Annotated in this window: 29 protein-coding genes and 2 tRNA genes; 17 read left to right on the top strand and 14 right to left on the bottom strand. The window is 57.7% G+C overall.

Annotated features, from left to right (window positions below):
• Positions 1–26: 26 nt before the first annotated feature.
• Positions 27–176 (top strand): hypothetical protein, encoded by a 150-nt coding sequence (locus FCH38_RS02340; protein WP_174372721.1) that lies wholly within the window; start codon positions 27–29, stop codon positions 174–176.
• A gap of 174 nt (positions 177–350) precedes the next feature.
• The gene (locus FCH38_RS02345; RefSeq protein ID WP_174372722.1) at positions 351–995 is read left to right on the top strand and encodes a hypothetical protein; all 645 of its coding nucleotides are present in this window, start codon (positions 351–353) and stop codon (positions 993–995) included.
• A gap of 74 nt (positions 996–1,069) precedes the next feature.
• Here FCH38_RS02345 and FCH38_RS02350 read toward each other — a convergent pair whose 3' ends face one another.
• Positions 1,070–1,606, bottom strand: coding sequence for a DUF1269 domain-containing protein (locus FCH38_RS02350; protein ID WP_149897781.1), 537 nt, complete (start codon positions 1,604–1,606; stop codon positions 1,070–1,072).
• A gap of 228 nt (positions 1,607–1,834) precedes the next feature.
• On the opposite strand from FCH38_RS02350, the gene FCH38_RS02355 reads away from it, so the two are divergent.
• The 3 genes from FCH38_RS02355 to FCH38_RS02365 all read left to right on the top strand — a co-directional run bounded on the left by FCH38_RS02355 (position 1,835) and on the right by FCH38_RS02365 (position 3,533).
• Positions 1,835–1,911 (top strand) — tRNA-Pro (locus FCH38_RS02355).
• A gap of 272 nt (positions 1,912–2,183) precedes the next feature.
• Entirely contained in the window at positions 2,184–2,444 is a 261-nt protein-coding gene (locus FCH38_RS02360) for a hypothetical protein (RefSeq protein ID WP_149897782.1), read from the top strand.
• Positions 2,445–3,329: 885 nt separating this feature from the next.
• Positions 3,330–3,533, top strand: coding sequence for a hypothetical protein (locus FCH38_RS02365; protein WP_149898141.1), 204 nt, complete (start codon positions 3,330–3,332; stop codon positions 3,531–3,533).
• Between the two features lie 321 nt (positions 3,534–3,854).
• Here the strand turns inward: FCH38_RS02365 and FCH38_RS02370 are convergent, their stop codons facing one another.
• Complete coding sequence (locus FCH38_RS02370; RefSeq protein ID WP_174372723.1) at positions 3,855–4,409, bottom strand: dual specificity protein phosphatase family protein; 555 nt, start codon at positions 4,407–4,409, stop codon at positions 3,855–3,857.
• Between the two features lie 138 nt (positions 4,410–4,547).
• Positions 4,548–5,135, bottom strand: coding sequence for a YqaA family protein (locus tag FCH38_RS02375; RefSeq protein WP_174372724.1), 588 nt, complete (start codon positions 5,133–5,135; stop codon positions 4,548–4,550).
• 521 nt (positions 5,136–5,656) lie between these two features.
• On the opposite strand from FCH38_RS02375, the gene FCH38_RS02380 reads away from it, so the two are divergent.
• Positions 5,657–6,301 (top strand): exopolysaccharide biosynthesis protein, encoded by a 645-nt coding sequence (locus FCH38_RS02380; protein WP_149897785.1) that lies wholly within the window; start codon positions 5,657–5,659, stop codon positions 6,299–6,301.
• A gap of 5 nt (positions 6,302–6,306) precedes the next feature.
• Here FCH38_RS02380 and FCH38_RS02385 read toward each other — a convergent pair whose 3' ends face one another.
• Positions 6,307–6,585 (bottom strand): hypothetical protein, encoded by a 279-nt coding sequence (locus tag FCH38_RS02385; protein WP_149897786.1) that lies wholly within the window; start codon positions 6,583–6,585, stop codon positions 6,307–6,309.
• A gap of 176 nt (positions 6,586–6,761) precedes the next feature.
• Here FCH38_RS02385 and FCH38_RS02390 point away from each other — a divergent pair.
• Positions 6,762–6,836 (top strand) — tRNA-Asn (locus FCH38_RS02390).
• A gap of 98 nt (positions 6,837–6,934) precedes the next feature.
• On the opposite strand, the gene FCH38_RS02395 is transcribed toward FCH38_RS02390, so the two are convergent.
• A complete protein-coding gene (locus FCH38_RS02395; protein ID WP_174372725.1) occupies positions 6,935–7,354 on the bottom strand; it encodes a DUF2934 domain-containing protein in 420 nt (139 codons plus the stop codon).
• A gap of 170 nt (positions 7,355–7,524) precedes the next feature.
• Between FCH38_RS02395 and FCH38_RS02400 the strand changes: the two genes are divergently transcribed.
• Positions 7,525–7,764: a hypothetical protein gene (locus tag FCH38_RS02400; protein ID WP_174372726.1), complete on the top strand. Its 240-nt coding sequence runs from the start codon at positions 7,525–7,527 to the stop codon at positions 7,762–7,764.
• Positions 7,765–7,829: 65 nt separating this feature from the next.
• Here FCH38_RS02400 and FCH38_RS02405 read toward each other — a convergent pair whose 3' ends face one another.
• From FCH38_RS02405 to FCH38_RS02415, 3 genes are all read right to left on the bottom strand, one after another.
• Positions 7,830–8,273, bottom strand: coding sequence for a TIGR02594 family protein (locus FCH38_RS02405; RefSeq protein ID WP_153513565.1), 444 nt, complete (start codon positions 8,271–8,273; stop codon positions 7,830–7,832).
• A gap of 113 nt (positions 8,274–8,386) precedes the next feature.
• Positions 8,387–8,944 carry a methylated-DNA--[protein]-cysteine S-methyltransferase gene (locus FCH38_RS02410; RefSeq protein ID WP_174373117.1) on the bottom strand — a complete coding sequence of 186 codons (558 nt, stop codon included), beginning with the start codon at positions 8,942–8,944 and terminating at the stop codon, positions 8,387–8,389.
• 136 nt (positions 8,945–9,080) lie between these two features.
• Positions 9,081–9,362, bottom strand: a complete 282-nt coding sequence (locus tag FCH38_RS02415; RefSeq protein WP_174373118.1) for a DUF982 domain-containing protein — start codon at positions 9,360–9,362, stop codon at positions 9,081–9,083.
• Positions 9,363–9,550: 188 nt separating this feature from the next.
• Here FCH38_RS02415 and FCH38_RS02420 point away from each other — a divergent pair, with 188 nt between their 5' ends.
• The 4 genes from FCH38_RS02420 (at position 9,551) to sseA (ending at position 14,337) form a co-directional block, all read left to right on the top strand.
• A complete protein-coding gene (locus FCH38_RS02420; protein ID WP_174372727.1) occupies positions 9,551–10,990 on the top strand; it encodes a cryptochrome/photolyase family protein in 1,440 nt (479 codons plus the stop codon).
• Between the two features lie 122 nt (positions 10,991–11,112).
• Positions 11,113–12,150 carry a cysteine synthase A gene (locus FCH38_RS02425; RefSeq protein ID WP_174372728.1) on the top strand — a complete coding sequence of 346 codons (1,038 nt, stop codon included), beginning with the start codon at positions 11,113–11,115 and terminating at the stop codon, positions 12,148–12,150.
• Positions 12,151–12,161: 11 nt separating this feature from the next.
• Complete coding sequence (locus FCH38_RS02430) at positions 12,162–12,899, top strand: alanyl-tRNA editing protein (RefSeq protein ID WP_174372729.1); 738 nt, start codon at positions 12,162–12,164, stop codon at positions 12,897–12,899.
• Between the two features lie 16 nt (positions 12,900–12,915).
• Complete coding sequence (sseA, locus tag FCH38_RS02435) at positions 12,916–14,337, top strand: 3-mercaptopyruvate sulfurtransferase (RefSeq protein ID WP_174372730.1); 1,422 nt, start codon at positions 12,916–12,918, stop codon at positions 14,335–14,337.
• A 167-nt stretch (positions 14,338–14,504) separates the two neighbouring features.
• Here sseA and FCH38_RS02440 read toward each other — a convergent pair whose 3' ends face one another.
• Positions 14,505–15,149, bottom strand: a complete 645-nt coding sequence (locus FCH38_RS02440) for a dihydrofolate reductase family protein (protein WP_174372731.1) — start codon at positions 15,147–15,149, stop codon at positions 14,505–14,507.
• Positions 15,150–15,202: 53 nt separating this feature from the next.
• On the bottom strand, positions 15,203–16,081 hold the full coding sequence (locus FCH38_RS02445; RefSeq protein WP_149897848.1) for a DUF4344 domain-containing metallopeptidase: 879 nt from the start codon (positions 16,079–16,081) through the stop codon (positions 15,203–15,205).
• A 163-nt stretch (positions 16,082–16,244) separates the two neighbouring features.
• Here FCH38_RS02445 and FCH38_RS02450 point away from each other — a divergent pair, with 163 nt between their 5' ends.
• From FCH38_RS02450 to FCH38_RS02460, 3 genes are all read left to right on the top strand, one after another.
• Positions 16,245–16,712, top strand: a complete 468-nt coding sequence (locus FCH38_RS02450) for a DUF1203 domain-containing protein (protein WP_153513558.1) — start codon at positions 16,245–16,247, stop codon at positions 16,710–16,712.
• A gap of 97 nt (positions 16,713–16,809) precedes the next feature.
• Positions 16,810–17,145, top strand: a complete 336-nt coding sequence (locus tag FCH38_RS02455) for a PilZ domain-containing protein (RefSeq protein WP_149897850.1) — start codon at positions 16,810–16,812, stop codon at positions 17,143–17,145.
• A 216-nt stretch (positions 17,146–17,361) separates the two neighbouring features.
• Complete coding sequence (locus tag FCH38_RS02460) at positions 17,362–19,350, top strand: bifunctional 2',3'-cyclic-nucleotide 2'-phosphodiesterase/3'-nucleotidase (RefSeq protein WP_149897851.1); 1,989 nt, start codon at positions 17,362–17,364, stop codon at positions 19,348–19,350.
• A 276-nt stretch (positions 19,351–19,626) separates the two neighbouring features.
• Here the strand turns inward: FCH38_RS02460 and FCH38_RS02465 are convergent, their stop codons facing one another.
• Positions 19,627–20,595, bottom strand: coding sequence for a LysR family transcriptional regulator (locus tag FCH38_RS02465; RefSeq protein WP_174372732.1), 969 nt, complete (start codon positions 20,593–20,595; stop codon positions 19,627–19,629).
• 148 nt (positions 20,596–20,743) lie between these two features.
• Here FCH38_RS02465 and FCH38_RS02470 point away from each other — a divergent pair, with 148 nt between their 5' ends.
• A complete protein-coding gene (locus tag FCH38_RS02470; RefSeq protein ID WP_174372733.1) occupies positions 20,744–21,361 on the top strand; it encodes an FMN-dependent NADH-azoreductase in 618 nt (205 codons plus the stop codon).
• Between the two features lie 41 nt (positions 21,362–21,402).
• Here the strand turns inward: FCH38_RS02470 and FCH38_RS02475 are convergent, their stop codons facing one another.
• From FCH38_RS02475 to ilvA, 3 genes are all read right to left on the bottom strand, one after another.
• Positions 21,403–22,668, bottom strand: coding sequence for a GGDEF domain-containing protein (locus FCH38_RS02475; RefSeq protein ID WP_174372734.1), 1,266 nt, complete (start codon positions 22,666–22,668; stop codon positions 21,403–21,405).
• 117 nt (positions 22,669–22,785) lie between these two features.
• Complete coding sequence (locus FCH38_RS02480) at positions 22,786–23,094, bottom strand: HlyU family transcriptional regulator (RefSeq protein ID WP_174372735.1); 309 nt, start codon at positions 23,092–23,094, stop codon at positions 22,786–22,788.
• 74 nt (positions 23,095–23,168) lie between these two features.
• Entirely contained in the window at positions 23,169–24,443 is a 1,275-nt protein-coding gene (ilvA, locus tag FCH38_RS02485) for a threonine ammonia-lyase (protein ID WP_149897856.1), read from the bottom strand.
• 80 nt (positions 24,444–24,523) lie between these two features.
• Between ilvA and FCH38_RS02490 the strand changes: the two genes are divergently transcribed.
• Positions 24,524–25,981 (top strand): TrkH family potassium uptake protein, encoded by a 1,458-nt coding sequence (locus tag FCH38_RS02490; RefSeq protein WP_174372736.1) that lies wholly within the window; start codon positions 24,524–24,526, stop codon positions 25,979–25,981.
• Position 25,982: the final 1 nt, after the last annotated feature.

The following is a 25,982-nucleotide window of genomic DNA, read 5'->3' on the forward strand; positions in this document are numbered from 1 at the left end:
ACGATCGTCAAACGGGGAGACATCTTATGACGCAGACCAATAATCTCTATCTCATCATCGGCGCACTGATGGTGGTCCTTATTGGCCTTGGAGCCTATGTCTGGCACGAGGAAAGCAAGCCGAAGGGCATCGAGATGAATATCGGCCCGAACGGCGTTTCCGTTCAGGAAAATTAAGGCGCAAGCGTCGCGCAAACTTCCTTCATTAGACCGGGTGCACCCCAAGCCCAAGCGGCGCGGGACGCACCCGGTCTTCTTATGAGAGAAGACGAAAGGCGGGATCAAGGATCCGCGCCAAGCCGGTTCGGTACGAATGATGCGTATCGGGCTGATCATGGAAAAGTTACCGAGATGGTTTCCTCCGTCGACCTGTCCACCCGCCTCACTGCCACGAGATTAGCCCTCAAGGCCATCAAGGAGCAGGATGACAATTCCACCGCAACCTCATCCTCCTCGTCACGGGCAGCCCTTCTTGGCGCCTATGGCGTCGATACGTCTTCTTCTTCCACCAATACGAGGCTGACACAGCTTCTGGCGCAATATGCGCAGACCTCCGGCGAAGAGACGCAGACCGAGACTACACCTCAGGCGTCATCCGGCGATATCACACAGGCCGGTTTCATGAAGGATCTGAAGGCGATGCTGGAGGACCTGTCCAAGGACCCGGACAAGGGCTCGCAGGCAAAGGCGATGCTGGAAGCACTGGCAGCCGGCACGCTCACCGTATCCGATCCATCCGAAGGCGCGCAGATCAAGGCGTGGGATGTAAAGTCCGATTCGAAAACCACTTCGAAACCGGCAACCGAGATCGCCACGACGGGCTGGAGCGATTTTCTGAAGGATCACCTCAAACGCGACGGCTCAGCCTACGCCAAGAGCGCCAGCGGCGCTTATGTTGACAGCATCTCCGGCGCCAACGCGTTTTTCGGCAGCGTCGGCAGCCGCTACTATTATCTCACCTGGCCGCAGGCAAAACCCGGCACGCTGACCGTCTAAGCGGCTTCTTCAGGAGACTCATCTGGATAAAACGCTGCGGCATGGATCATGCCGCAGCGTTCTTCGTGTTTCCACTAAGCGACGGGTGCGGCAGCCTGTGCGGTTTCACCCGACAGGGCCTTTTGCAATTGCGCCTCCTGCTCCGGGGACAGCGAGGTCTTGATGACCCGGCCGCGCAGCCCTTCCAGTTCCGCCATAACCTTTTCCGGCTGTACCTTGCGTATCAACACAAACAGCGCCGACGAGCCATTGGGGATGGTTTCGCCAAGGGATTTGATGAAATCGTCATCGATGCCGAAATCGGTCAGTGAACCCGCCAGCGCGCCCGTGCCGGCACCAATCGCGCCGCCTATTGCGAAGCCCGCCAGCGGATTGAGGAACAGCAGGCCAACAAGACCGCCCCATAGGCCGCCGGACAGAAAACCGGAGCTTGCACCAAGCGCCGTCAGATTGACGCTCTGCTTCAGATGCACCTTGCCGTTCTCATCACGAACGACGACCACGGCGTCTTCCAGATCGACCAGATATTCCTTTTTCAGGCCGGCAAGCTTCAGAAGGACCCGATCAGCCTCTTCCGTTCCATCAAAACCAACAACGACGAGTTCGGACATATTTATCTCCCTGAGTTTCAATTCCGCTGCAATTGAACGCTGAAGTTCACGGCAGGTTCCAGCCATGATGGAAAGAGGATGTGTCAGGCGTTTGACGGAAGCAACCGGCAATAAACGGAACGACAGTCTCTCCCCTGCCCGCCATCCACACCCTTTGTTCCTTTTTTTGAGAAAAGGCGATTTTCCGCTTGCGCCCTAACAGGCTTATATATAAACGGCTTTCAGGTTCGGAGCGTAGCGCAGCCCGGTAGCGCACTTGACTGGGGGTCAAGGGGTCGTGGGTTCGAATCCCGCCGCTCCGACCATAAAAATCAGATAGATAGCCAGTTCCCCCAGAGCTGGCTATATTTGTTTTAGCCACATTGTAGCCAGCGGGTCCGCCCTCGCAACTGCGCGTTAGCTTTGCGTGGTGTTTGGTTCTCTCCCGCCCTGACGGCGCGCATTTGACTTGCTGGAGGCTGGTGGATTGAGCGCTAGACCAAATTTGTTCTTACCGCCATCGCCGTCTCCCTGACGGTTATCGCGTTCAAGGACACCCCCAGCACCCTGACGAAGCCTGAGCCTGAAGGACATAGACATGGCGAAGAAATCAAAAATCGAACACTCCGAATTTTCAGGCGAATTCGAAGATGACGGCATCACGGTCCTCGTTGATATTTACCGATCCGCCGGCACGCAGCAGGATTGGAAGCTTGAGGTCATAAGCGAAAATGACCTTGTCACCACCTGGGACGAGCCTTTCGCCACCGATAAAGATGCATGGGAAGAATTCCTTGCCACGTGCGAAAAGGACGGCATTCGTAGCTTTCTTGAAGACGAGGATCCCGCAGTCCACTAAGGCTTAAGCCAAACAAGCCACGTCGCGGGATATTGAGGGGCCACCAACCGTATTCACCACACTGAGGAGAACCAAAAGCTTTCGGCGGCAGCGTCGGCGGCAATTGTTGCCTCGTCATGGAGTGGTGACTTGCCCCTGAAGCCTATCAAACGCAAAGATAGCCCATCGTGGCACCAACAGGAATCCATTCGCGGCACTAGCGTTTATACCTCAACGCACAGCGATGACAGCAAGGCGGCTGAAGCGATCAGAATGCTTTTCGAGCAGCAGTCGCTGAAACAGGTGTTTTAGATGAAGGTGCTCGTGGCCTTGCCCTGTTGCGCAAATTGCTGCCGCATCACTGGATATTGGCCCGGGTAATCTGGGGCGTCACGAGTGTTTCCGACGGGCGTTTACGATCCGCTGGTTTCTTTTTCCTTCTTCGCCTGATCATGATGCCACTTGATGGCGAAGTACATGCCCGTACCCAATACGATAATCTTGAACGGGAAGAAGACTATAGGGAACAAATCCACCCAATTCCAATCCGTCATTTTGAATATTTCCAGTCTATTACTTGACATAATCTCCCGCGGCTAGAGCTACGTCAAAACTGCTGTCTCAGCAACTTCATTCATGCACGCAAGCACGGTCTTTTTGACGCAGGCCCGCCCGGTTTTTTCATCTGGGCGCTTGCCTCATGCCCCAGCCATCCCCTGCCGTATGGCGCTCATCAGCCACCCTTCGTTCGTTTCGGTAGCGAGGAATGCCAAGTAATCAACAGGTTGGCGATTTGCTCTTTGTTCATGCCACTCGCCTCTCGTCAAACAGAACGATTGCTCACATTGCTTTGTTGACTCTTCGCTAAAATTGGAACATTTAGTGAACAAAAGAGAGGTCGCCGATATGTCCGATGCTGCAAAAATCACCCCTGTACGGCCTGACGACATAGCCGGATACGTCATCCAGTGTCACGATGGCGATGCAAGGGCGGCCGTCGAAACGCTGCTTGGTGAAATCGAACATCTGCAGGAACAGCTTTCCCTTGCGGTTGCCATCATGGGCAAAGGATATACGCGTGGCTGGACGCCGGATATGGCAGGCGATTGAGCTGGCTGTTTGCCGTTGGATGCGGTTTACCGGGTGAGGATACCTTAACTTTGATGGACCATGCCTTTGATGTGAATGGAGCGCGCACCTACCAGAGTCGCCTTCGGCAAGATATCTCCGACAAGATTGTGCGTTGTTGGTAAAGCCGATTACACAGCGACTCCTGATCCGCTTTCAAACCACTCCGTCGCCATCAGGGTTTGCCAATTCACCAGACCCTGCACCGAGAATTGCGCCCAGCCGCATTGTCAATCAAGATGGGATGCAAATCCTTATGCCGGGAAGGGTCCATGATTTACGCAGGATCAGCTCGAAACGCCCTCAGAATTCATTTGACGCGATGGCGAAGTCGTCGGTGATTGGCATGTGCTCCACATTTTCCCAGGTTCTATCCATGGCATAGGTTGCCGAGAGATAGGGGATGCCGATGTGGCCGTAACGCACCGAAAGCTGGCTCTCCGCCTCCTTTTCACCAAGACGCGCGACGCGGCTGAGATAGAGGGCGGTGGCGAGGCCCGTCCGGTCAGCGCCGGCCTTGCAATGAATGAGGATCGGTTTTGGCGCATCGCGCATGATCGCGACGAGCTGGTTGACCTGATCCATGTTGAGCTCCTGGCTGGCCGACATGCCGAAATCGACGTGCTTCAGCCCAAGCTCGCGCGCTGTTTCGACCTCGTCCCGGTACCAGGCCTTGGATTCGTTCGGCCCGCGCAGATTTATAACCGTCTTGATGCCGTGATCTTTGGTGTAGCGGACAAGCTCTTCGTTGCTCGGCTGGTTGGAGCGGTAAAGCTGACCGGCCACAACCTCGTGAAAGTTGCCGAGGAGCTGGATGGCGTAGAGATATCCGCCTGCCGCAAGCACAACAACGCCCATGCCCCCAAAGGAGCACTTCCAAAATCTTCGCATAATAAAACGGTTCCCTTACTCGACAAGAGAACCGATACAGATGGATTCTGACAGCAAGCTGAAAGTTATGCGACAGTATTGTAAGAGTAGAAAAATTGCGTTCGATCAACGCACGAAAACGTAAACCGCATAGACCGCGATGAGCGCCGCGGCCACTGCTGCCGTGATAACACCGAGGCGTTTTTCGATGAAATGGCGCACTGAATCACCGTATCTCTGCAGCAATCCGGCAAGAATGAAAAAGCGGGCGCCACGTGTGACGACGGCCGAAAGAATGAAGAGGCCGAGGCTGATATTGGCCGCACCCGACAGGATCGTCACCACCTTGATCGGCGGCAGGTGCGCCAGCCCCGATGTCACCAGCAGGAGAACGATGGTTTCGTAGTCCACCGAGTTTTTCAGCTGTTCGAAACTGTCGAGCTTGCCGTAAAATTCAAGGATGGGCCGGGCGATGCTCTCGAAAGCATAGTGGCCGAGGAACCAGCCGGCGATGCCGCCAAGGACCGAGGCGACTGTCGCCACAAACGCATAAAACATCGCCTTTTTCGGCTTGGCCAACACCATGGGCAGGAAAAGCACATCCGCGGGCACGACGAAGACGGAGCTTTCCACAAAAGCGACGACCGCCAGCCACCATACGGCGGTTTTGCGCGCCGCAAGCGCCATCGTCCAGGCATAGATGTTTTTCAGCATTTCATGTCCCCGGGGAAGAGTGTGGAGCGAAGTCAAGGCGGGAGTGCCGAGGCATCTCAGCGATGGATTGAGGCGATTTAAGACGGCGCGCAGCAGACGGAGAAGAGCCAGCGCCGCAGCAGGATTAGACACAACGCAAGAGAATGGCAAATGTTGGAAGATTTATTTTTGCATCGCGAAAAATGGGAAATGCCAGCAATTCCAGTCCATACCGGCAAGCGGTTGCTGCGCTGCGAAATTTCACCCTGTAGTAGATGAACTCGCCTTTTTGCTGTAGAATAAGAGACGTAAGAAGTGGAGGAAGTTATCATGGACTATGTAAACTTCATTACCTCGATCAATCCGGTGATACTCGCCATCCTGCTGGTGGTTCTTCTCGCCGGCGCCTATAGCCACTGGGTTTCGCACTAACAATGCGAAAGATATGACGAACCATGACGCTGCCGATTTCTTTCGGCGATAGGCATGCGGCCGGATGAATGTTATCAAACTCGGAGTTAAAACAACTTCCGGGAAGCGGCATGACGAACGAATTCGCATTCACTGATACGTCTGAAAAGCTCAGCACCACGCTGGAGAAGCTTATAGGCAAGTTGCAGGGCCAGACGATCACGTTGCGCGAACTGATGGAAGCAATCGGCGAACAGGGCCTGTTGCTCATCTGCGCAATTGCGTCCCTGCCCTTTCTCATTCCGGTCTCCATTCCCGGCGTCAGCACGGTGTTCGGCGCGGCGATCATCCTCGTCAGCCTGGCGATCACGCTGAACCGCCTGCCATGGCTGCCGGCGAAGATTCTCGACCGGCAGATGGAAACGGCAAAGCTGGTGCCGGCGCTTCAAAAAGGTGTCGCCATCGTTTCCAAACTGGATGGATTTATTCGTCCGCGTGTACCGGTGCTCACCACCGGCATCGTCGCCAACAGGATAAACGGTCTGGCGCTGATGACGGCGGGCGTGCTGCTGATGATGCCGCTCGGCTTCATTCCTTTTTCCAACACCCTGCCCGGCGTCGCCATCCTGCTTTTATCTGCGGGCATGATCCAGCGTGACGGTGTCACCGTGCTCGGTGGCTATCTGTTTCTCGGCCTGACGGCGATTTATTTCGCAGCGCTCGCCTATGCCGCCTTCTGGGCCGGACAGGGCATCAGCAGCTCGATCGGCGGATAAAAAGCCTACTGTCCCCTGTTACGACGGGCTTCGCGGCTGTTCTGTCGCGATGCCCACCAGACCGCGAGCCTTCGCCGCCTGCGGCGCACCGCCGGCAGATCGTGCGAAAGTACGACAAGACCGAGCGGAATCATCCAGAAACCGAGAACGGGCAAGAACCCCAGCGTTCCGCCAACCACCAGAGCGGAGCCGGTGGCGATCCTGCCAACCCGCGAACGCGGCATGGCAAGGCTCCATTTTCCGACATGGAGGCGACCTGTCTTGTGGTTCATTCCGAATTTCATTCCATCCTACCCTTCAGCGTCTGGCCTGTGGATAATTTTTTGACCGTCGATAAGCCCGGAAAATCGGGGCTTCAGAGGGATAAAACAAGAGGAATGCGTTTTTTTTGAAAAAACCGCTTGGCAAATCGGAAAAGCATTTGTATTACCCCGCTCACACCGCGCCAAGCAGCGCACGTTCCCTGGTAGCTCAGCGGTAGAGCATTCGACTGTTAATCGACAGGTCGCCGGTTCGAATCCGGCCCGGGGAGCCATTTCTCTCAAAACATGTTTTGAAGAGCGAAGTGCCGCTGCATTCGCCCGATCCGGTTCGTGGCGTCTTTCGCCCGCCGGAATAGCGGGCTACAGGCAATCAGCTCTTCTTGACCGCGCGCTTCGTCGCCTTTGCGGGGTTGGTCAGCGCCGGTGGATCGCTTGCCGGGAAACTTTCTTCAAGGCTCTCCGTCAGATCGTCAACTTTACCCTTGTCCGTCGACTTCTGCTCCTTCTCGAGCGATTTTACCGCCGGGGATTTAGCCTTTGCAGCCGGAGCCTTCTTCGCTGGCGTTTTCTTCGCAGGCGCCTTGTCCGTCGAGGTCTTGTCTGTCGAGGTCTTGGCGGCAGCGGATTTTTTCACGCCGTTCTTACCCGTGGTCTTTGCGGCTCCCGCACCAGCAGAGACTTCCCGTTCTGCCTCGGTCCAGTGGCGCTCATGATGCCCGTCAGGCTTGCCTTCCTTCTCCCATATTGCGCGCGCTTTTTCACGGATTGCGGCTTCGCGATCATGGCTCATAACGGGCCTCCCTCTTTGCGTTGCACCGGTTTTGATTGTGCCACTGAAAAAACAGAAAAAGCCAGACTTTGTTCCTCGCAGACCGAATGCGAATGAGCATTTCTTCGAAAAAGGGAACCGTCATGGAGGCGGGATCGTTTGCCCGCAGAAACCCCGCAGGAGAATTATCCATGAACACCCCAAAGAAGCCGAAGAACGAACCGCTCGATATTCGCGACGAAGATGTGGCGCGTTTCGAAACCGACAGCGAACTCAAATCGAAGGATGGTGAGATTTATCCGGATGAGACGATGAACCTGCGCGCCCGCCGGCAGGCTGCGCGCCAGCATGAGGACACCTTCATCGTTGCCACCGACCTTGAGGACGACGACCAGCGAGATGCCGCACCGGGCACCAGGGAGCAGCCATAGGCCGCTTAAAATGGATAAGGCGGGTCATTGCCCGCCTTTATAAGAAATATGATGTTGTCCGGTCGTCAACGGCGAACGGAAACGATTGCCTTGCGGTTGAAATTGGATACCTGCACCCGGCCAGACTGGTTGCCACCAAGAATCTGGGCGGTCTTGCCGCTCATGCTCTTTAGAATTCCGGCGTGATAACCGCGGCCGTTACGGATGACGACGATATCGCCGGGCTTGGCCTGGCTGACGGGAACGGCATAACCGAAAGACGTCCAGGATTTTGCAAATCCGTAGGATTTCGGCGACTGCCGGCCGGCCTTGCCGGCAACGGCATGCAGGAAAAGGCCGCACCAAGGGGTGCTGCGGGGATTTGCCCCAAGAATATTCTTCAGGCTCTTGTTGTTCTTGGACTCATGCAGCCCGGTGTATTTTTCTGCCTGGTTCAGCATGCCGGCAGAGGCCGGCGCCGCGACTGTAAAAGCCAAGGCAGCGGATAGAATTAACGCGGATACTCTCAAACGTCTCGCCCTTATGTTGGAGGGCGTCCGTGTATTGTGACAATTTAGCGACAATTTGACGAGAAATGGGCAGAAATCAGACAGCTATTCATGCGGCCTGATCTGTCATTGCTTCAAAACAGGCTGCCCTGCGCCTCATCGGCGCGGCTGCGGCCGCCATTTTCGAGATCCAGCATGCGCAATTTGGTGTTGTTTCCGCCCGGTGCGGAAAAGCCGCCCAGCCGGCCGCCGGCAGCCAGAACGCGGTGGCAGGGAATGATGAGCGGCACCGGGTTTTTCGCCATGGCCTGACCGACATCGCGGGCCTTTTCCATGCCGAGGCCAAGGTCCCTTACTATGCCGCCATAAGTCGTCGTGTGGCCCCAGCCGATTTGCCGCGCCACCGCGTAAACATCGAGAAAGAAACGATCCTGTCCGGCAAGATCGAGTTCGACGGGGGTAAAATCAATCGCCTCACCACTGAAATAGCGGGTGATCATCGCGATCACCTCACGCGTGCGTGTGTCGGGAACCGCAATCGTGGACGACGGAAAACGTTTAAGGAGAAGCTTTTCGGTTTCCCCTGCGTCAGCACCGGGCAATTGCAGACGGGCGATGCCGCGTCCTGCCCATGCTAGGCCGCAATGGCCGAGTGCGGTTGGAAAAACAATATAGCCGTAGTGGTTGGTCATCGCATTCATTCATCCGCTTTCGGGCGCACACGATGCCATATCCTGCGTTCGAAACAACCCGTTTCCTGATCTCGAAAAAAACAAGGCCACCCTGCTCTGGCGGGTGGCCTTTAACGGATCAGTCCTGAAAATCCGCTCAGGATGCGATTTTATTCGGCTCCTCCGCCTTGTCCTCCATCAGGCATTGCGCTTGCCGGCTCGCGGCAACGAAGGCGGTACGGGCGATTTCTCCCGCCACATCACCCATCAACGAGGCGCGGCACAGACGCAACGCCTGTTCATGCGCCTTGTCGCCGCGTTCGGGCCATTCGTGCTGCAGGAAATCGAAGGCTTCGTAAACGCCGTTGAAAATCCGGGGAGCACCGTTTTCAAGGGAGATGGTAACGGGCTTTTCCCACTTAACGTCTTTCAGCAACATTGATTGCACTTCCATGCTCTATTAACCCGCGACAAACGCCGGCTCCTCCAGTTGGTTCCCTTCACCTGCTGTTTCAAGAGCGAAAAAATAACCCTCGAGAAACCATGTGCCCCATCTTTCCATTCTAGCCGATTTGCGGAACAAAGCGTTTCAACACTCGTTCAAGCGGAAGTGAACCGGGTTCTTTCATGCCAATAACAGCCTCCCCCGTCATCGTCTGGTTCCGCAAGGATTTGCGCCTTTCGGACAATCTTGCCCTTCTCGCAGCAGTGGATCACGGCGGCCCCATCATCCCCGTCTATGTCAGGGAAAAATCCTCTGGTCCGCTGGGCGGTGCGCAGGAATGGTGGCTTCACCATTCGCTCGCCTCGCTTTCCGCAGCACTCGAAGAAAAAGGCAGTCGTCTGCTGCTTCGAAACGGCGACGCCGAAAAGGCGCTGCGCCAGTTGATATCCGAAACCGGCGCTGAAGCCGTATTCTGGAATCGCCGGTACGAACCAGCCGGCTTGGCGACCGACAAGGCGCTGAAACAAAACCTGAGAGATGCCGGTCTGACCGTTCACAGCTTTTCCGGCCACCTGCTGCACGAACCCTCCCGGTTGAAGACGAAATCCGGCGGCCCCTACCGGGTCTATACGCCCTTCTGGCGGGCGCTTGAGGGTGGCGAGGAGCCACATGCCCCGGCGGATGCGCCGAAGAGCCTCAAGGCACCTGCGACATGGCCGAAATCGGAAAAGCTTGATGACTGGAAGCTGCTGCCGGTCAAGCCTGACTGGGCGACGGATTTCAGCGAGATATGGGCACCCGGCGAAAACAGCGCGCGGGAAAAACTCGATGACTTTATCGACGGCGCTTTGAAGGGATATGAGGAAGGCCGCGATTTTCCGGCAAAGGGCGCAACCTCTATGCTCTCGCCGCATCTGGCCTTGGGTGAAATATCGCCTGCCACCGTCTGGCACGCAACGAAGGGGCTTTCCCGCCACATCGCCTCAAACGATATCAGCCGTTTTCGCAAGGAAATCGTCTGGCGGGAATTCTGCTATCACCTGCTGTTTCATTTCCCCGAACTGGACGAGAAAAACTGGAACGACAGTTTCGACGCCTTTGGCTGGCGGGACGATGAGAAATCCTTCAAGGCCTGGACGCGCGGCATGACGGGTTATCCCATCGTCGATGCCGGCATGAGACAATTGTGGCAACATGGCACCATGCATAACCGGGTGCGGATGATCGTGGCGTCCTTCCTCATCAAACATCTGCTGATCGACTGGCGCAAGGGCGAGACGTGGTTCCGCGATACGCTGGTCGATGCCGATCCGGCCTCCAACGCCGCCAACTGGCAATGGGTGGCGGGTTCCGGGGCGGATGCCTCACCATTTTTCCGCATCTTCAACCCCATCCTGCAGGGCGAGAAATTCGATGGCGATGGGGATTATGTGCGCCGTTTCGTGCCGGAGCTGGACAAGCTGGAGCGGAAATACATCCACAAGCCATTTGAAGCACCGAAGGAGGTGCTGCAAAAGGCGGGAATCGAGCTTGGCAAGACCTATCCGTTACCAATCGTCGATCACGGAAAGGCGCGGGAAAGAGCGCTTGCAGCCTATGCGGCGGTGAAGAACAACGCATAAAATTGGGTATCGGCAAAATTTTGCGTGGCGAAGCCCAAGCCGGGAAGATAATTTCTTGCCTTGGGGCGGTTGTAACGGGACATAACGGCACCTAATTTCCGCTCAGACAAGAAGGCTCAATCATGACCATTCATCCCTCTGCGCTCAGTGCTATCGGCAACACGCCACTCATCCGTCTGAAAGCTGCCTCCGAGGCGACGGGGTGCGAAATCCTAGGCAAGGCGGAGTTCCTGAACCCCGGCCAATCAGTGAAGGATCGCGCCGCGCTCTACATCATCCGCGACGCTGAACGGCGCGGACAGCTGCGGCCGGGCGGCACCATTGTCGAAGGCACGGCGGGCAATACCGGCATCGGCCTTTCGCTGGTCGCCAATATGCTCGGTTACAAGACGGTCATCGTTATTCCCGAGACGCAGAGCCAGGAAAAGAAGGACGCGCTGAAGCTTCTTGGCGCAAAGCTGGTCGAGGTTCCGGCCGCCCCCTATTCCAACCCGAACAATTACGTGAAGGTCTCCGGACGGCTGGCGAAACAGCTGGCCGCGACCGACGAGAACGGCGCAATCTGGGCCAACCAGTTCGACAATATCGCCAACCGTCAGGCCCATATCGAAACGACTGCGCCTGAAATCTGGGACCAGACGGATGGCAAGGTCGATGGATTCATATGCTCGGTGGGATCAGGCGGAACGCTTGCGGGCGTGGCCGATGGCCTGCGCGATTTCAACCCTGATATCAAGATCGGCCTTGCCGATCCTGAGGGTGCGGCCCTTTACGAATTCTACAAGCACGGTGTTCTGAAGTCCGAAGGTTCCTCCATTACCGAGGGCATTGGGCAGGGCCGTATCACCGCCAATCTGGAGGGTTTCACGCCGAATTTCTCCTATCGTATTTCGGATGCGGAAGCCCTGCCGGTGCTGTTCGATCTGGTGACAAAGGAAGGGCTTTGCCTCGGTGGCTCCTCCGGCATCAACATTGCCGGCGCAATCCGCCTTGCCCGCGAGCTTGGTCCGGGGCATACAATCGTGACGATACTATGCGACTACGGTAATCGTTATCAGTCGAAGCTGTTCAATCCGGATTTCCTGCGCTCCAAGGGGCTGCCGATTCCGCAATGGCTGGCGACGAAAAGCGAGATTGCGGTTCCGTACGAAACCGTTTGAGGACATGCCGAATGCCTGTGAATGCCCTGTTCCGTGACGATTTTTATCTCTCAACCGTAGAAGCAATCGTCACGGCGGTGCATGAGGATGGCGGCATAGAATTCGACCAGACCTGCTTTTACGCAACGTCCGGCGGCCAGCCGGGCGATAGCGGGTTTCTCGAGCGGGCCGATGGCTCGCGCATCGACCTCGGCGTCACGAAAAACGGTGCCGACAAGAGCGTCATCATCCATGTGCCGCTCGACGGCCAGCCTTCTCCGGAAGTCGGCGAAAAGCTGACCCTGCATGTGGACTGGCCGCGCCGCTACAAGCTGATGCGCATGCACACCGCCTGCCATCTCCTGTCCGTCGTCTGCCAGTGGCCGATAACAGGTGCCGCCGTCGGCGAGGACGAATCGCGTGTCGATTTCGACATGTCGGAAACCATCGACAAAGATGAAGTGACGGCGAAGCTGATGGAACTGGTGAAAGCCAACCATCCCGTCTTCCTGCAATGGATCACCGACGAAGAACTTCAGGCCAATCCGGGCATCGTCAAATCCAAGAATGTGCGCCCGCCGATGGGCCTTGGCCGGGTCAGCCTTGTCTGCATCGGCGAAAATTCCAGCATCGACAGCCAGCCTTGCGGCGGCACCCATGTTTCGCAAACGCAGGAAGTGGGCGATATTCACATTGCCAAGATAGAAAAGAAGGGCAAGGAGAACAGGCGGTTCCGCATTCGTTTCGGCGCGCCTGAAGCTGCTGCCTGAAATCAGGAGAGACATCGTGAGCACGGATAAGAGCCGTTTCGTCGTTTCGGCGGACTGGGTGGAAAAACAGCTCGGCACATCAGGGTTTCGTCTCGTTGATGCCTCGTGGTATCTGCCGGCACACAAGCGCAATGGCACGGAAGAATTTGCGGCTGGTCATCTGCCCGGCGCTGTGTTCTTCGATCAGGATAAGATCGCCGACCATACGACCGGCCTGCCGCACTCCCTGCCCTCACCAGAGTTCTTTGCGGAACAGGCTGGTGAGCTTGGCCTCAGCGAAGACGACACGATCGTGGTTTATGACGGTCCCGGTTTCTTTTCCGCACCGCGCGTCTGGTGGATGCTGCGGGTGATGGGCGTGCGTAAGGCCTATGTGCTGGACGGCGGTCTGGATAGCTGGAAGCGCGACGGCCGACCACTTGAGACCGGCACGCCGGAGATCGAGCCTGCGACGTTTACATCTGACTTCAACGAGAAGCGTGTGACGTCGCTCTCAACCATGCGCGGCATCGTCGACAGCGGTGATAAGCAGATTGCCGATGCCCGTGGCGCGGGGCGCTTCACTGGTGATGAGGCAGAGCCGCGTGCCGGCATGCGCTCGGGCCACATGCCCGGCGCACGCAGCCTGCCCGCCACTGCCTTTTCCGAGAACGGTCATTTCAAGGACCTGAACGCCATCCGCAAGATGGTGGCGGACGCCGGCATCGATCTCAATCAGCCGGTGGTGACGAGCTGCGGTTCTGGCGTCACCGCCGCCGTCATCACGCTGGCGCTGGAATCCCTCGGCCATCGGGACAACTCGCTTTATGACGGCTCCTGGTCCGAATGGGGCGGGTTGGAAGACACGCCTGTCGTCACCGGCCCCGCGGAGCCTGTTCCCGTGGTCTCGCATGGGCCTTTGAAGGCGCATGTGACGCAGCTGGAAATGACGTCACCTCCGAAGGTCAGCCTGCCTATCCCCGTCAATATCCAGACGGCGCTGATGCGGGTCACCGATATTCCCCTGCACTTCTATCGCTATCTTTACTGGCGGGTGGGGAAACGCTGGCATTGGCAGAAGCGCATGCGCATGAGCGACGCTGAACTGTCCGCCGTTCTCAAGGACCCGAAGAACAGCGTCACGGTTCTTTACATCAACGGTGCCGCTGCCGGCTTCTTCGAGTTGAACAAGGCAAGCGACGAGGTGACCGAGCTTTCCTATTTCGGGCTGCTCGAAGAGGCGATCGGTGCTGGCGTCGGCAAGTGGTTTCTGTTGCAGGCGCTTTACGCCGCCTGGCAGGACAATCCGAAACGCGTGACGGTGACGACCAACACGCTTGACCATCCGCGCGCGCTGCATCTTTACCAGATGATGGGCTTTTCGCCTATCGGCACCTATGAAGCCTGGGTAGAGCCGCTGTCCGATACCGAGCTTCTGGAAATTTCGCTGCGTAACTGAGGCTCCGGTTGATACTGAGGCTCGATTGATCGGGTGCCGCATGCACCTTTCCCGATCACTTCACTCCCCTCATTCCTGTGACAAGCACAGGCATGAGGGGAGTGCGGAAACGTCAGCGCAGGAACTGCTGCACAGTGTTTGTGAGGCTCGCTTTAACTGCGCAGCATTCACACCCTGTCGATGATCAGGTGGGTGGCACCCTCACCTGCCACCGTTTTGGTGGAGCGATAGCCGAGTGCCGGCAAGTCCAGCCCTTCGAACAGATTTTCGCCCTTGCCGAGAAACACCGGCGCCAGCGCCAGATGCAATTCATCGATCATGCCTTTGGCAATATATTGCCGGATGGTGGAAACACCGCCGCCAATGCGGACATCCTTGCCGTTTGCTGCCACAAGCGCGCCATCGAGGGCCGCCTCGATACCGTTGGTAACAAAATGGAACACCGTACCGCCCTTCATCGTGAAGGACGGGCGCGCATGGTGTGTCAGCACGAAAACCGGCACGTGATAGGGCGGTTCCTCGCCCCACCAGCCTTTCCAGCTTTCATCAGGCCATGCGCCGCGGATGGGGCCAAACATGTTGCGGCCCAAAATCCATGCGCCGATATTTTCGAAACTCTTTTCGGAAAAATCCTCATCCATGCCGGTCGAGCCGCCTTCCTCGCCGAACATGCGGTGGAAGGTGCGGGTCTTGAACGCCCACTGATGCAACTCTTCGCCGTTCACACCCAGCGGGTTCTGCAGGCTCTGATCCGGCCCCGCGCCATATCCATCAAGCGAAATGGAGAAATTGCGAACGACAACCTTCGGCATGGCACTTTACCTCCCATTCAGGAGGCCAGATCGCCAGCGTCCGGCAATCGACCTCAGATTTCCCGTTCCAGAACGACCGCTGTTGGGATTTGCCCCCCGGCAGCGCCCTTGTCTTCCGTGACAGTGTTCATGAGATGATCGGCAATCAGCTCCGCCTGGAATTTTCCAAGCTCATAACAATAAGTGATCTCCCGCTTTTCCGCCGACCAGTAGACATCGGGACGGCCGCAGGTTCTGGCCGTCAGCTTGACGTCACCCTTCAGACCGTAAGCGCCGAAACTGCGGCTGATGAGATCGAGAACCTTCGATTCCTTGATCATGATGGCGTAGGGTTCAAGCTCGGGATCGCGCGGCGGCATGTAGCTGACGGTGAATTTGGACGGCGTCTGGCTGCGATGGGGGCTAAGGAAACTCTCCCAAGCCGAAGCGACGCGCGGATAGGCAGCAGCGCACTTGTCGAACTCGGCCTTGTCCAGACCCATCATGGCGGCCAGATCGCCATATCCGTCCTTGTCGCGGCCGACCATCAGGCAGGCCATGTTGCGGTCACGGCCTTTCTCGGGAACGAGCGCGGAAAAGACCGGCGCTTCGTGCTCGGGCAAGGTTTCCGCCTCGCGTCCCAGATACCAGCTGTCGGTAGCGTTGACGAGCGCGGTGTCCAGCCATTCCTCGTTGGCCTGAAGAACGAGCGTGCCCGCCAGCTGGTCGGCCGGGGCCTGCATGCTGCTGGTTTCCGGCGCGCCGAAATCCGATATCAGCATGCGCGCACCCTCGTGATAAAGCGAGAAGATGGCGTTGCCGATGACGAAATTGACCGCCTGCTGCAGCTGGTCGTCGGACAGGCCATCGAGACCGGCGGCAACCTGTGCCTGAGCCGGGGCCGTCAACGAAACAAAAGCCAGCGGAACGGCGGCCAGAAAACGACGCAACATAAAATCAGACCTTCCGGGAACGAGGAGCGTCACTGATTCCCGATGCAAACGAAACACGCAATGGGCTGGTTGCATCACCTGTCAAGAATCGGGTGGATAGTGCTCCATTTCGGGATCATAGCTGCAAAGAAGCAACGCCGATCCGAACCAGAGAGAGCCCGTCATGACCGATCTCGTTTTTACAGCAATGCCGGCTAAGGAAGCTGAGGCCTTCCGCGCGGGGGCGACCGATGCCTATGGCAACCAGCCGGAGAAAGCCGTTTCTCCCGGCGGCATGCCCTGCCGCCATTGCCTTTCCCAGATCGATGAGGGTGAGCAGATGCTGATCCTCGCCTACCGGCCCTTCCCTTCGCTCCAGCCCTATGCCGAAACGGGTCCGATCTTTCTGCACGCTGAGGCCTGCGAGCACTATCCGCAGACGGATGCCGTTCCGCCGATACTGGACAGCCCCGACTATATCGTGCGCGGATATGGCGCCGACGACCGCATCGTCTATGGCACCGGCGCGGTGACGGCGACAGGCGAGATCGTATCGCGCGCGCAATATCTGCTGGAACGCGCGGACGTTGCCTATGTCCATGTGCGCTCCGCCCGCAACAATTGCTATCAGTGCCGTATCGACACAGCATAATCGCCGATTACTTACAATTTTAACAGAAGGGCTAAACGGCTTTCAAACTTTGTGCCCCATGATGCAGTTATCGGAAACAATTGATTTGAGTAGCAAAATGACAAACAACCTCAATATGGCGACCCGCAGCGCAACCCGCAGCAAGACGAGGATTTTTGCGACCGTGCACTATTTCAGCCAGTCGACCAGAGGCCGGGTGCTGGACCTCTCCGCCACCGGCATGGCGCTCGAACTGGACGGAACTTTCGCTGCCGCCAAGGGAAGCCGGGTGAAAGTGCAGAGCGAGGATCTCGGTTTCATCGAGGGCGTCGTGCAATGGCAGCACCAGAACCGCCTCGGCCTGCAGCTGAAACTTTCCACCAACACGCTGGCGCAGCTCTCCTCCTATTTCCGCTTCTTCCACGAAGAAGTGAAACCGACGCTCGCTCGCTGATCTGCTCCCCCCGAAAGCCGGAATGCGCTGCCCGGACGAAGCGCATTTCCCGATGTGGAAGCGTGCGCATCACGCTCCAATGACAAAAAATTTATCAAACGGTTGAAAACAGGCCTGTCTGTCACCGGCTTGTCATTTTGGTGATGGACTCCTCGGCGATTGCTTCTACCCTGTCCGCTTCTCATGACAGAGCAAGCTTCATCCGAAGGAGTTCCCATGTCGTCGCTTCTCGCTCTCCACCCCATCACCCGCCGTTCGCTTCTCGGCGGCATTGCGGCCTCTTCGGCGCTCGTGCTGCTGCACCCCTTCGCCGCCCGCGCCGCTGCCAATCAGGCGCATCTGCGCATCATGGAAACGACTGATATCCACGTTCACGTCTTTCCCTATGATTATTACGCCGACAAGCCGAACGACACGATGGGTCTGGCGCGCACCGCCTCGATCATCGGCGCCATCCGCGCCGAGGCCGGAAACTCGATGCTGGTGGATAATGGCGACTTCCTGCAGGGCAACCCGCTCGGCGACTATATCGCCTATGAGCGCGGCATGAAGGCTGGCGACAAACACCCCGTGATCAATGCCATGAACGTGCTGGGTTATGATTGCGGCACGCTCGGCAACCACGAGTTCAATTACGGCCTCGACTATATGTCGAATACGCTGGCCGGTGCCGGTTTCCCCTTCGTCTGCGCCAACCTTACCAAGGGCCAGCTGGCCTCGGATCCGAAGCAGGACGATCTGTTCTTCAAGCCCTATGTCATCCTTGAAAAACAGATTCGCGATGGCGGCGGCGTGACCAGCCCGGTCAAGGTCGGCATCATCGGCTTCGTGCCGCCGCAGATCATGATGTGGGATTCCAAGAACCTCGAGGGCAAGGCCCAGACGCGCGACATCATCGAGGCAGCCAAAGCCTGGGTTCCAGCGATGAAGGAAGAAGGGGCCGATATCGTCATCGCCCTTTCCCATTCCGGTATCGACGGCAAGGGCCAGAGCGACCGCATGGAAAACGCCTCGCTTTATCTGGCGGGTGTCGAAGGCATCGACGCGATCTTCACCGGCCACCAGCATCTCGTCTTCCCCGGTCCGAAGACCTGGGACGGCATCGAAGGTGTTGATGCGGTCAAGGGTACGCTTCTCGGCAAACCCGCCGTGATGGCCGGTTTCTGGGGCTCGCATATGGGCCTTATCGACCTGCTGCTCGAAAAGGACGGCAAGAGCTGGAAGATCGTCGATTTCACCTCCGAAGCCCGGCCGATCTACCACCGCGACGATAACCGCAAGATCGTCGCCGACTTCACCGACAAGCCGGAAGTCATTGCCGCCGCCAGGGCCGATCACGAGGCTGCCCTTGCCTATGTGCGCCGCCCGGTCGGCAAGACGTCCGCCCCGCTCTATTCCTATTTCGCGCTGGTGGCCGACGATCCCTCCGTGCAGATCGTCTCCAACGCCCAGACCTGGTACATCAAGGACATGCTGAAGGAAGGGCAATATAAGGATTTGCCGGTGCTTTCGGCGGCAGCGCCCTTCAAGTCGGGCGGTCGCGGCGGTGCGGATTATTATACCGATGTCCCCGCCGGTGACATCGCCATCAAGAATGTCGCCGACCTTTATCTTTACCCCAATACGGTGCAGGCGGTGCTGATCAACGGCGCGCAGGTAAAGAACTGGCTGGAAATGTCCGCCGGCATGTTCAACACGGTCGAGGCTGGTGCGAAGGACGCACCGCTGCTCAACGCAGATTTCCCATCCTATAATTTCGATGTCATCGACGGTGTCACCTACCAGATCGACATTTCCAAGCCGGCGAAATTCGACAAGGACGGCAAGGCGGTCAATCCCGACAGCAACCGCATCGTGAACCTTCAGTTCAACGGCAAGCCGATCGATCCCGAGCAGAAATTCGTGGTAGCGACCAATAATTACCGCGCCGGCGGCGGCGGCAAATTCCCCGACATCGCCGCCGACAAGGTGATCTTCGTGGCGCCTGACACCAACCGCGACGTGATCGTGCGCTATATCATCGATCAGGGCACCATCAACCCGTCAGCGGATGCCAACTGGTCCTTTGCGCCGGTTGCCAATACCTCGGCAATCTTCGAAACCGGCCCGAAAGGTCGCCACTACGCCGCCGAGATCAAGGGCGCGAAAATCGAGGATGCCGGCGACGGCGCGGAAGGTTTCGCGAAGTTCCGTCTGGTTCTCTAAGAGAACCCTGCGCTCCAGGCGATAAATCGCCGGGAGCTTTCTTCAATCGCGGTTGGGCTTATGTCCGACGTCATCGATCCGGGTTGCCGATTGTATAGCGCAGGGGGTCGGCAGGTTTCTTCTCCCCGAGGGGGAGAAGGTGGCCCGAAGGGTCGGATGAGGGGGCAAGGTTGCCGGATTTCGGAGAGCTTGCCCCCTCATCCCGCTGCCGCGACCTTCTCCCCCTCGGGAGAAGAAACAAGCGGCACTTTCACAGACCTATTTCAACAGCCAATGTCACTCAGCAGCGATAGTAATATTCCGCTGCTTGTTCGCTTCGAGCATACCACTGAAATCCTTATGATTCGGACATGCCGACAGACGCTGCTGGAAAGCCTCGGCGAGCCACTGACCTGCAGGACCTGCGGGTGAATCCACCCGCCGCAGTGCAAAGAGTGGATATTCCCCCTGCTCATAGGCCTCGAGTTCAAGCGCCTTCAAGCTGCCATTGGTAAGATCGTTTCGAACGATCGATGCAGGCAGACCGCCCCAGCCGAGACCGCCCTTGATAAGCTGGTATTTGGTGGCGATATCGCTGACCCGCCATGTCTTGTAGGACAGCACGTTGAAATCACGGCCCTTTGTCAGCCCCGACGCATCGGTGACGACCAGCTGGACCTCTTCACGCACATCCGAAAGGGCCAGCGGCCGGTCGATCTGCGCCAGCGGATGATCCGCAGCGACGACCGGCAGCATGAAGGAATGGCCGACTTTTTCGGCGACGAGTTCGTCATCCTGGCGCATCAGCGCCCCGCCGATGCCGATGCCCGCCTTGCGGGAGAGCACCATGTCCATGACCATACCCAACTCACCGACATTGAGGCTGAGACTGACCGTTGGGAACTCCTTACGAAAATCCCGCAACACCGCCACCATGGCCTCCGCCGGAACCATGGTGCTGATGGCAACGGAAAGCTCCGCTTCAAGCCCCTGCTTCAGCCCCTTGGCGCGGGCGCGCATTTCCTGCAGGCCGGCGACGATGCGCCTTGCATCCTCCAGCATGGCGCGGCCCTCATCCGTCAGCTTCGGCTGGCGTACGCCGTTGCGCTCGAACAGGGTGACTTCAAGCTGGGCTTCCAGATTGGCGATGGTGTAGCTGACCACCGACTGGGCGCGATTGAGCGCCCGCGACGCGGCGGAGAAACTGCCGGTCTCGGCAACCGTCAAAAATACCTGCAATTGGTCGAGCGTCGGGTTCGCGTCCATGTCCCATCCATTTCATCGATAGATGGCTTTCATATTATCACAGTTTTCTTGATGGCAGTAATTTTTCATATAGGGGCAAAGGAAGGGCGTCGTGCTCTCCCGCCCTCCCAAGGCGCCCGTCAATTCATCGCATATGCAAGGAAAGACCATGTCCAACATTCTGCTCATCACCTCCAGCCCGCGTGGCGACGAATCGGTTTCGAACAAGTTTTCCGGTGAACTCGCGAACAAGCTGAAGGCCAAGTCGGCGACGAATACCCTTGTTCACCGCGATCTCGCCGCCGATCCCATTCCGCACCTCGACACCGTCAAGACGGCTGCAATCCGCAAGCCGGCCGACCAGCGTACAGCTGAAGAAGCGGTTGCGGCCGACTATTCCGACAAGCTGGTTGCCGAGCTTATGGCCGCCGACACTGTCGTCATCGGCACCGGCCTCATCAACTTCAACATCTATTCCGGCCTGAAGTCGTGGATCGACAACGTCGCCCGCGCCGGTCAGACCTTCCGCTACACCGAAACCGGCCCGGAAGGCCTCGCCAAGGGCAAGAAGGTCTACATCGTGCTGGCGGCTGCCGGCGTTTATTCCGAAGGCCCGGCCGTATCGATGAACCATGCCGTTCCTTACCTCAAGACCGTTCTCGGTTTCATGGGCATGACCGATGTGGAAGTGATCTATGTCGAAGGTCTGGCATTCGGCCCGGAAGCCGTCGAGAAGGCCATTGCCGCCGCCGGCGCCAAGGTTGCCGAACTGGCACAGGCCGCTTGAGGCACGTTAAGGCGGAACTGACACCGGCGGGACTGCCGGTGTCAGCCGACCCACATTCCAAAACGGCCGTGGACCTGATCCCGGCCGTTATTTTTTGCCGCATATAGCCGCGCATCGGCCTCCGATAGAAGTGCGCGGAAAAGCTGCCCGTCCTCGAAGGCCGTAGCGACGCCGATACTGACCGTCAGCGGCGAACCATCGGGGCGGCGCAGATCCGCCAAGATCGCCACCCGGATACCTGCCGAGAAGGCAAGTGCGGCCTCATGGGCCATTGCTGGCAGGAGCGCCACAAATTCCTCGCCACCGAAGCGGTATAGATGTCCATGCGGCTGTACGCTGCGTTTCAGCACGGCGGCGAATTCCCGCAATATTTCATCGCCCTGCAGATGGCCGAAGGTATCGTTGACGGTCTTGAAATGATCGATATCGACGATCAGCACGCTAACCGGCCGCTGTTTCTCCAGGCATTCCACGACGACCGAGGGCGCATCGAGTTCCATGCGGGCGCGGTCCGACACGCCGGTCAGCATGTCGCGCCCCGAGCGGGACAGAAGCTCCTCGTAGCGCTCCCTGAACGTGAGATCGTTGAAGACATCGGCGACGCTGCGGCGTGTCAGAAAGCGGCCTTTGGTCGATGTCAGGTTGAGATAAAGGGCGAACAAGACCGAATAGATGCCGACCGCGACCATCTTCGCCTTCCAGCCATCGTAAAACACACCGACCGGCGCATCGAACAAATATCGCAATGCCCCGTAAAAAGCCGCCTGATCGAAGCTTAAAATGACGACACCACAGATCGCGAAGCGCAGCACGATATGGCGCTGGAAATACCGCCCCAGCTTTTCGTAAAGCAGGATGATGGCGATGGCATCGACATAAAGAATGCTGGTGCCCCAGACCATCAGCACGCCCATCTCATCGAGAAAACCGGTATCGACCGACTGTCCGGGGACGATCGCCACCGTCTGATGAAACCGGACGATCTGCGCCATGATGACGGTCAATATATTGCCGAGAAACAGGCCGTAGATCGGCTGGCGGACAACGGCCGCATCCTCTCGCATATAAAGCATCAGGATCATCATCAGCTTGCCGGCAAACAGGATGGAGGAGCCGGGCGACGCCACGCCAAAAGGCAGGCCGACGTAAAAGACGGCGGCCAGATAGGTTTCCAGAAAATGCATAACACCCAGCGCGGTGAGAAAAACACCGATGCCGAGAATATGCCGGTAATGAAGGAATGCCGTCATTACCGAAAAATAGACGATGGCCTCCGTCAGGAAGAGGGCCAGATTTGCCCATTGCATCGGCACACGCCCTATCGATCCACATCACGCCGGTCTATCTGCGTGACTCCATGCCCTTCAAGGACGATAGGCCTAAGCAACCAACGGAATCTTAATTTAGAGAGTAAGAAAACGTCATCATTTTCCTGGGAAAAGCGACGCGCCGTTCTGGTCGATAATCAGTTTCGCCTTGCGGATCGTAAACTCCACCGCATCGTCCATGCTGCTGAAGACGTCGGCACGCACGAATTCATGCACCAGCACTTCATCGCCGACCTTTTTCTCGATACGGCCGGCCAGACGAAACTGGCCGCCCTCCTTCATCGGCGTCGCGTAGATCAGATAGTCGCCATGTGCATGCGGCTCCGCTTGCGCCGTCTTTTGCGGCGCGTCGGACGGCTGGCCGGAGCCGAAGGCCGAAAGGATTTTGGAAAAAAACGATGCCATGGCTTTTCACTCCCTGATCTGTATCGCATTCGAAGGGCGGATATGCCCCGCCCTTCCCTGTCGTTCTTCCCCGATCAGATGATCAGGTTCGACAGGATGTCATTTTCGGTAATATCCTCATAACCAAGGCCTGCGGCCTCGAAGCGCTCCAGAAGTCCTGCGAAGTTTTCCTGCGCGTTGGTTTCGATACCGATCAGGATCGAGCCGAAATTGCGGGCGGACTTTTTCAGATATTCGAAACGGGCGATATCGTCATCCGGGCCGAGCAGGTTGAGGAAATCGCGCAAAGCGCCGGGGCGCTGCGGCAGGCGCAGAATGAAATATTTCTTCACGCCAGTGTAGCGCATGGCGCGCTCTTTCACGTCCGGCAGACGTTCGAAATCGAAATTGCCACCGGAAACGACGACAATAACCGTCTTGCCCTGCAACTTCTCGCGGCCGAGTTTCTCCAGCGCCGCAATGCCCATCGCGCCCGCCGGTTCCAGCACCACGCCCTCAAGGTTCAGCATCTCGATGATCGTTACGCAAATGGCGTTTTCGGGAATGAGCGAAACCTGCTCTGCCGGAAAATTCTTCAGCGCCGTGAAGTTCAGATCACCGATGCGGGCAACGGCGGCACCATCGACGAAATTGTCGATCTTGTTGAGCGTCACCGGCTCGCCGCGTTCGAGGCTTCTTTTCAGGCTCGGCGCGCCCTCCGGCTCGCAGAACACGAAATTGTCCTTCTGAACCGTGCCGGCGAGAAAACCCGTGAGGCCCGCAGACAGACCGCCGCCGCCGACGGGCATGACGACGATATCAGGCTTCGTGCCTTCGGGAAGCTGATCGATGATTTCGGCGGCAACCGTCGCCTGGCCTTCGATGATGTCCTCATGGTCAAACGGCGGCACCATGTAGCCGGCGCTCTCCTCGACGTATGCGCGGGCAGCGGCGTAACACTGGTCGAAGATATCGCCTACCAGACGGATCTTGATGAATTCGCCGCCGAAGATGCGGGTCTTGTCGATCTTCTGCTGCGGTGTCGTCACCGGCATGAAAACGACCCCGTGAACGCCGAAATGGCGGCAGGCGAAAGCAAAGCCCTGGGCGTGGTTGCCGGCCGAGGCGCAAACGAAAACCTTGTCCTTGCCGGCCTTGGCCACGGCCTTGCGGAGAAAGTTGAATGCGCCTCTAATCTTGTAGGAACGGACCGGGGACAGATCTTCACGCTTCAGCCAAATCGATGCGCCATACCGGCGGCTGAGATGTTCATTCAACTGCAACGGCGTTTCCGGGAATATTTCCCGCACTTCCCGCCGCGCTGCTTCCACAAGCTGCTTGTCCACGATAGTCAATCCATTGAAATTCATAATGGCACCCGCTATGCCATAGGAAGGCGTCGGAGACAAAGACTCATTTCAGCGCGGCAACGAACTCTGGGTTTCATCTCTTGAACAGCAACCTTCTGCGCTCGGTCATATATGTTTCGTCCATCTTCGGGCTTTACATGGCGACGGCCATGTTCCTTCCCGCGCTGACCGACCTTTATTACGGCAATGACGACTGGACGGTCTTTGCGCTTTCCGGTTTCATGTGCGGCGGGTTTGCGCTTGCCTGTGCGCTTGCGACGCGCGGACCGATTGCCGCCTTCAACAAACGTTTCGGTTTTCTCCTGGTCAATATCCTGTGGCTGGTGTTTTCGATTGTCGGCGCCGTGCCGCTTTATCTGTCCGAGCTTGATCTGACGCTCGGTCAGGCGCTGTTCGAATCCGTCTCCGCCATTACGACGACGGGATCAACCGTCATTTCAGGGCTGGACAACGCGCCGCAGGGCATCCTGCTCTGGCGGTCGCTGCTCTGCTGGCTTGGCGGTATCGGTATCGTCGCGCTTGGCCTGTTTATTCTGCCGCTGCTGCGCGTCGGCGGCATGACCTTCTTCCGCATGGAATCTTCCGATACCGGCAACGACCGACCGTTTGCGCGACTGGCGAGCTTCACCCGGGCTTTCGTAGCGATCTACATTCTCATGACACTGGCCTGCACCATCGCTTATGATTTTGCCGGCATGTCGCATTTCGATGCGCTGAACCATGCCATGTCGACGGTCGCGACCGGCGGTTTTTCCACCCATGACGCCTCTTTCGCCTATTTCGACAATACGGCGCTGTTGTGGATCGCCACCATCTTCCTGATCTTCGGCAGCCTGCCCTTCTCGGTGATGATCCTGCTTGCCGTGCGCCGCCGGCTGGAAACGCTGCGCGATCCGCAGATCGCCGTCTTCCTCGGTTATCTCTGCGCGATTTCGATTGCGGTCGGGGTTTATCACCACATTAGAAACGGCGTGCCGCTGAATGATGCGCTCAGCCATTCCTTCTTCAACATGACGTCGATCCTGTCGACCGGCGGTTTTGCGAGCGACGATTACACGCTCTGGGGGCCATTCGTCGTCGTCGTCGCCTTTTTTGCCACTTTCATGGGCGGCTGTTCGGGCTCGACGGCCGGTGGCATCAAGGCCTATCGCTTCCTCATCATGTTTAACGTCGTGCGGGCCGGGCTGAAAAAGCTGATTTATCCAAACGCCGTCTATTCCGTGCGTTACGGTCAGCAGGTGGTCGATCCCGACACAATCAGAACGATCTTCCTTTTCGTCAGTTGTTTCATTGCGCTGTGGATTGCCGGCAGCCTCGCCATGAGCATGATGGGTTATGATTTCCTGACCGCCACTTCGGGTGTTGCAACGGCGCTTGCCAATGTCGGCCCTGGCATCGGCCCGATCATCGGGCCTGTCGGCAATTTCTCCACGATCAGCGATCCGGCGCTTTATCTGCTGTCGGTGATGATGCTGCTCGGACGTCTGGAAATCCTGACGGTTCTGGTGCTGCTGATGCCGATTTTCTGGAAGAGCTGAG

It is taken from the genome of Agrobacterium tumefaciens, assembly GCF_013337285.1.
Taxonomy (GTDB): Bacteria; Pseudomonadota; Alphaproteobacteria; order Rhizobiales; family Rhizobiaceae; genus Agrobacterium; species Agrobacterium burrii.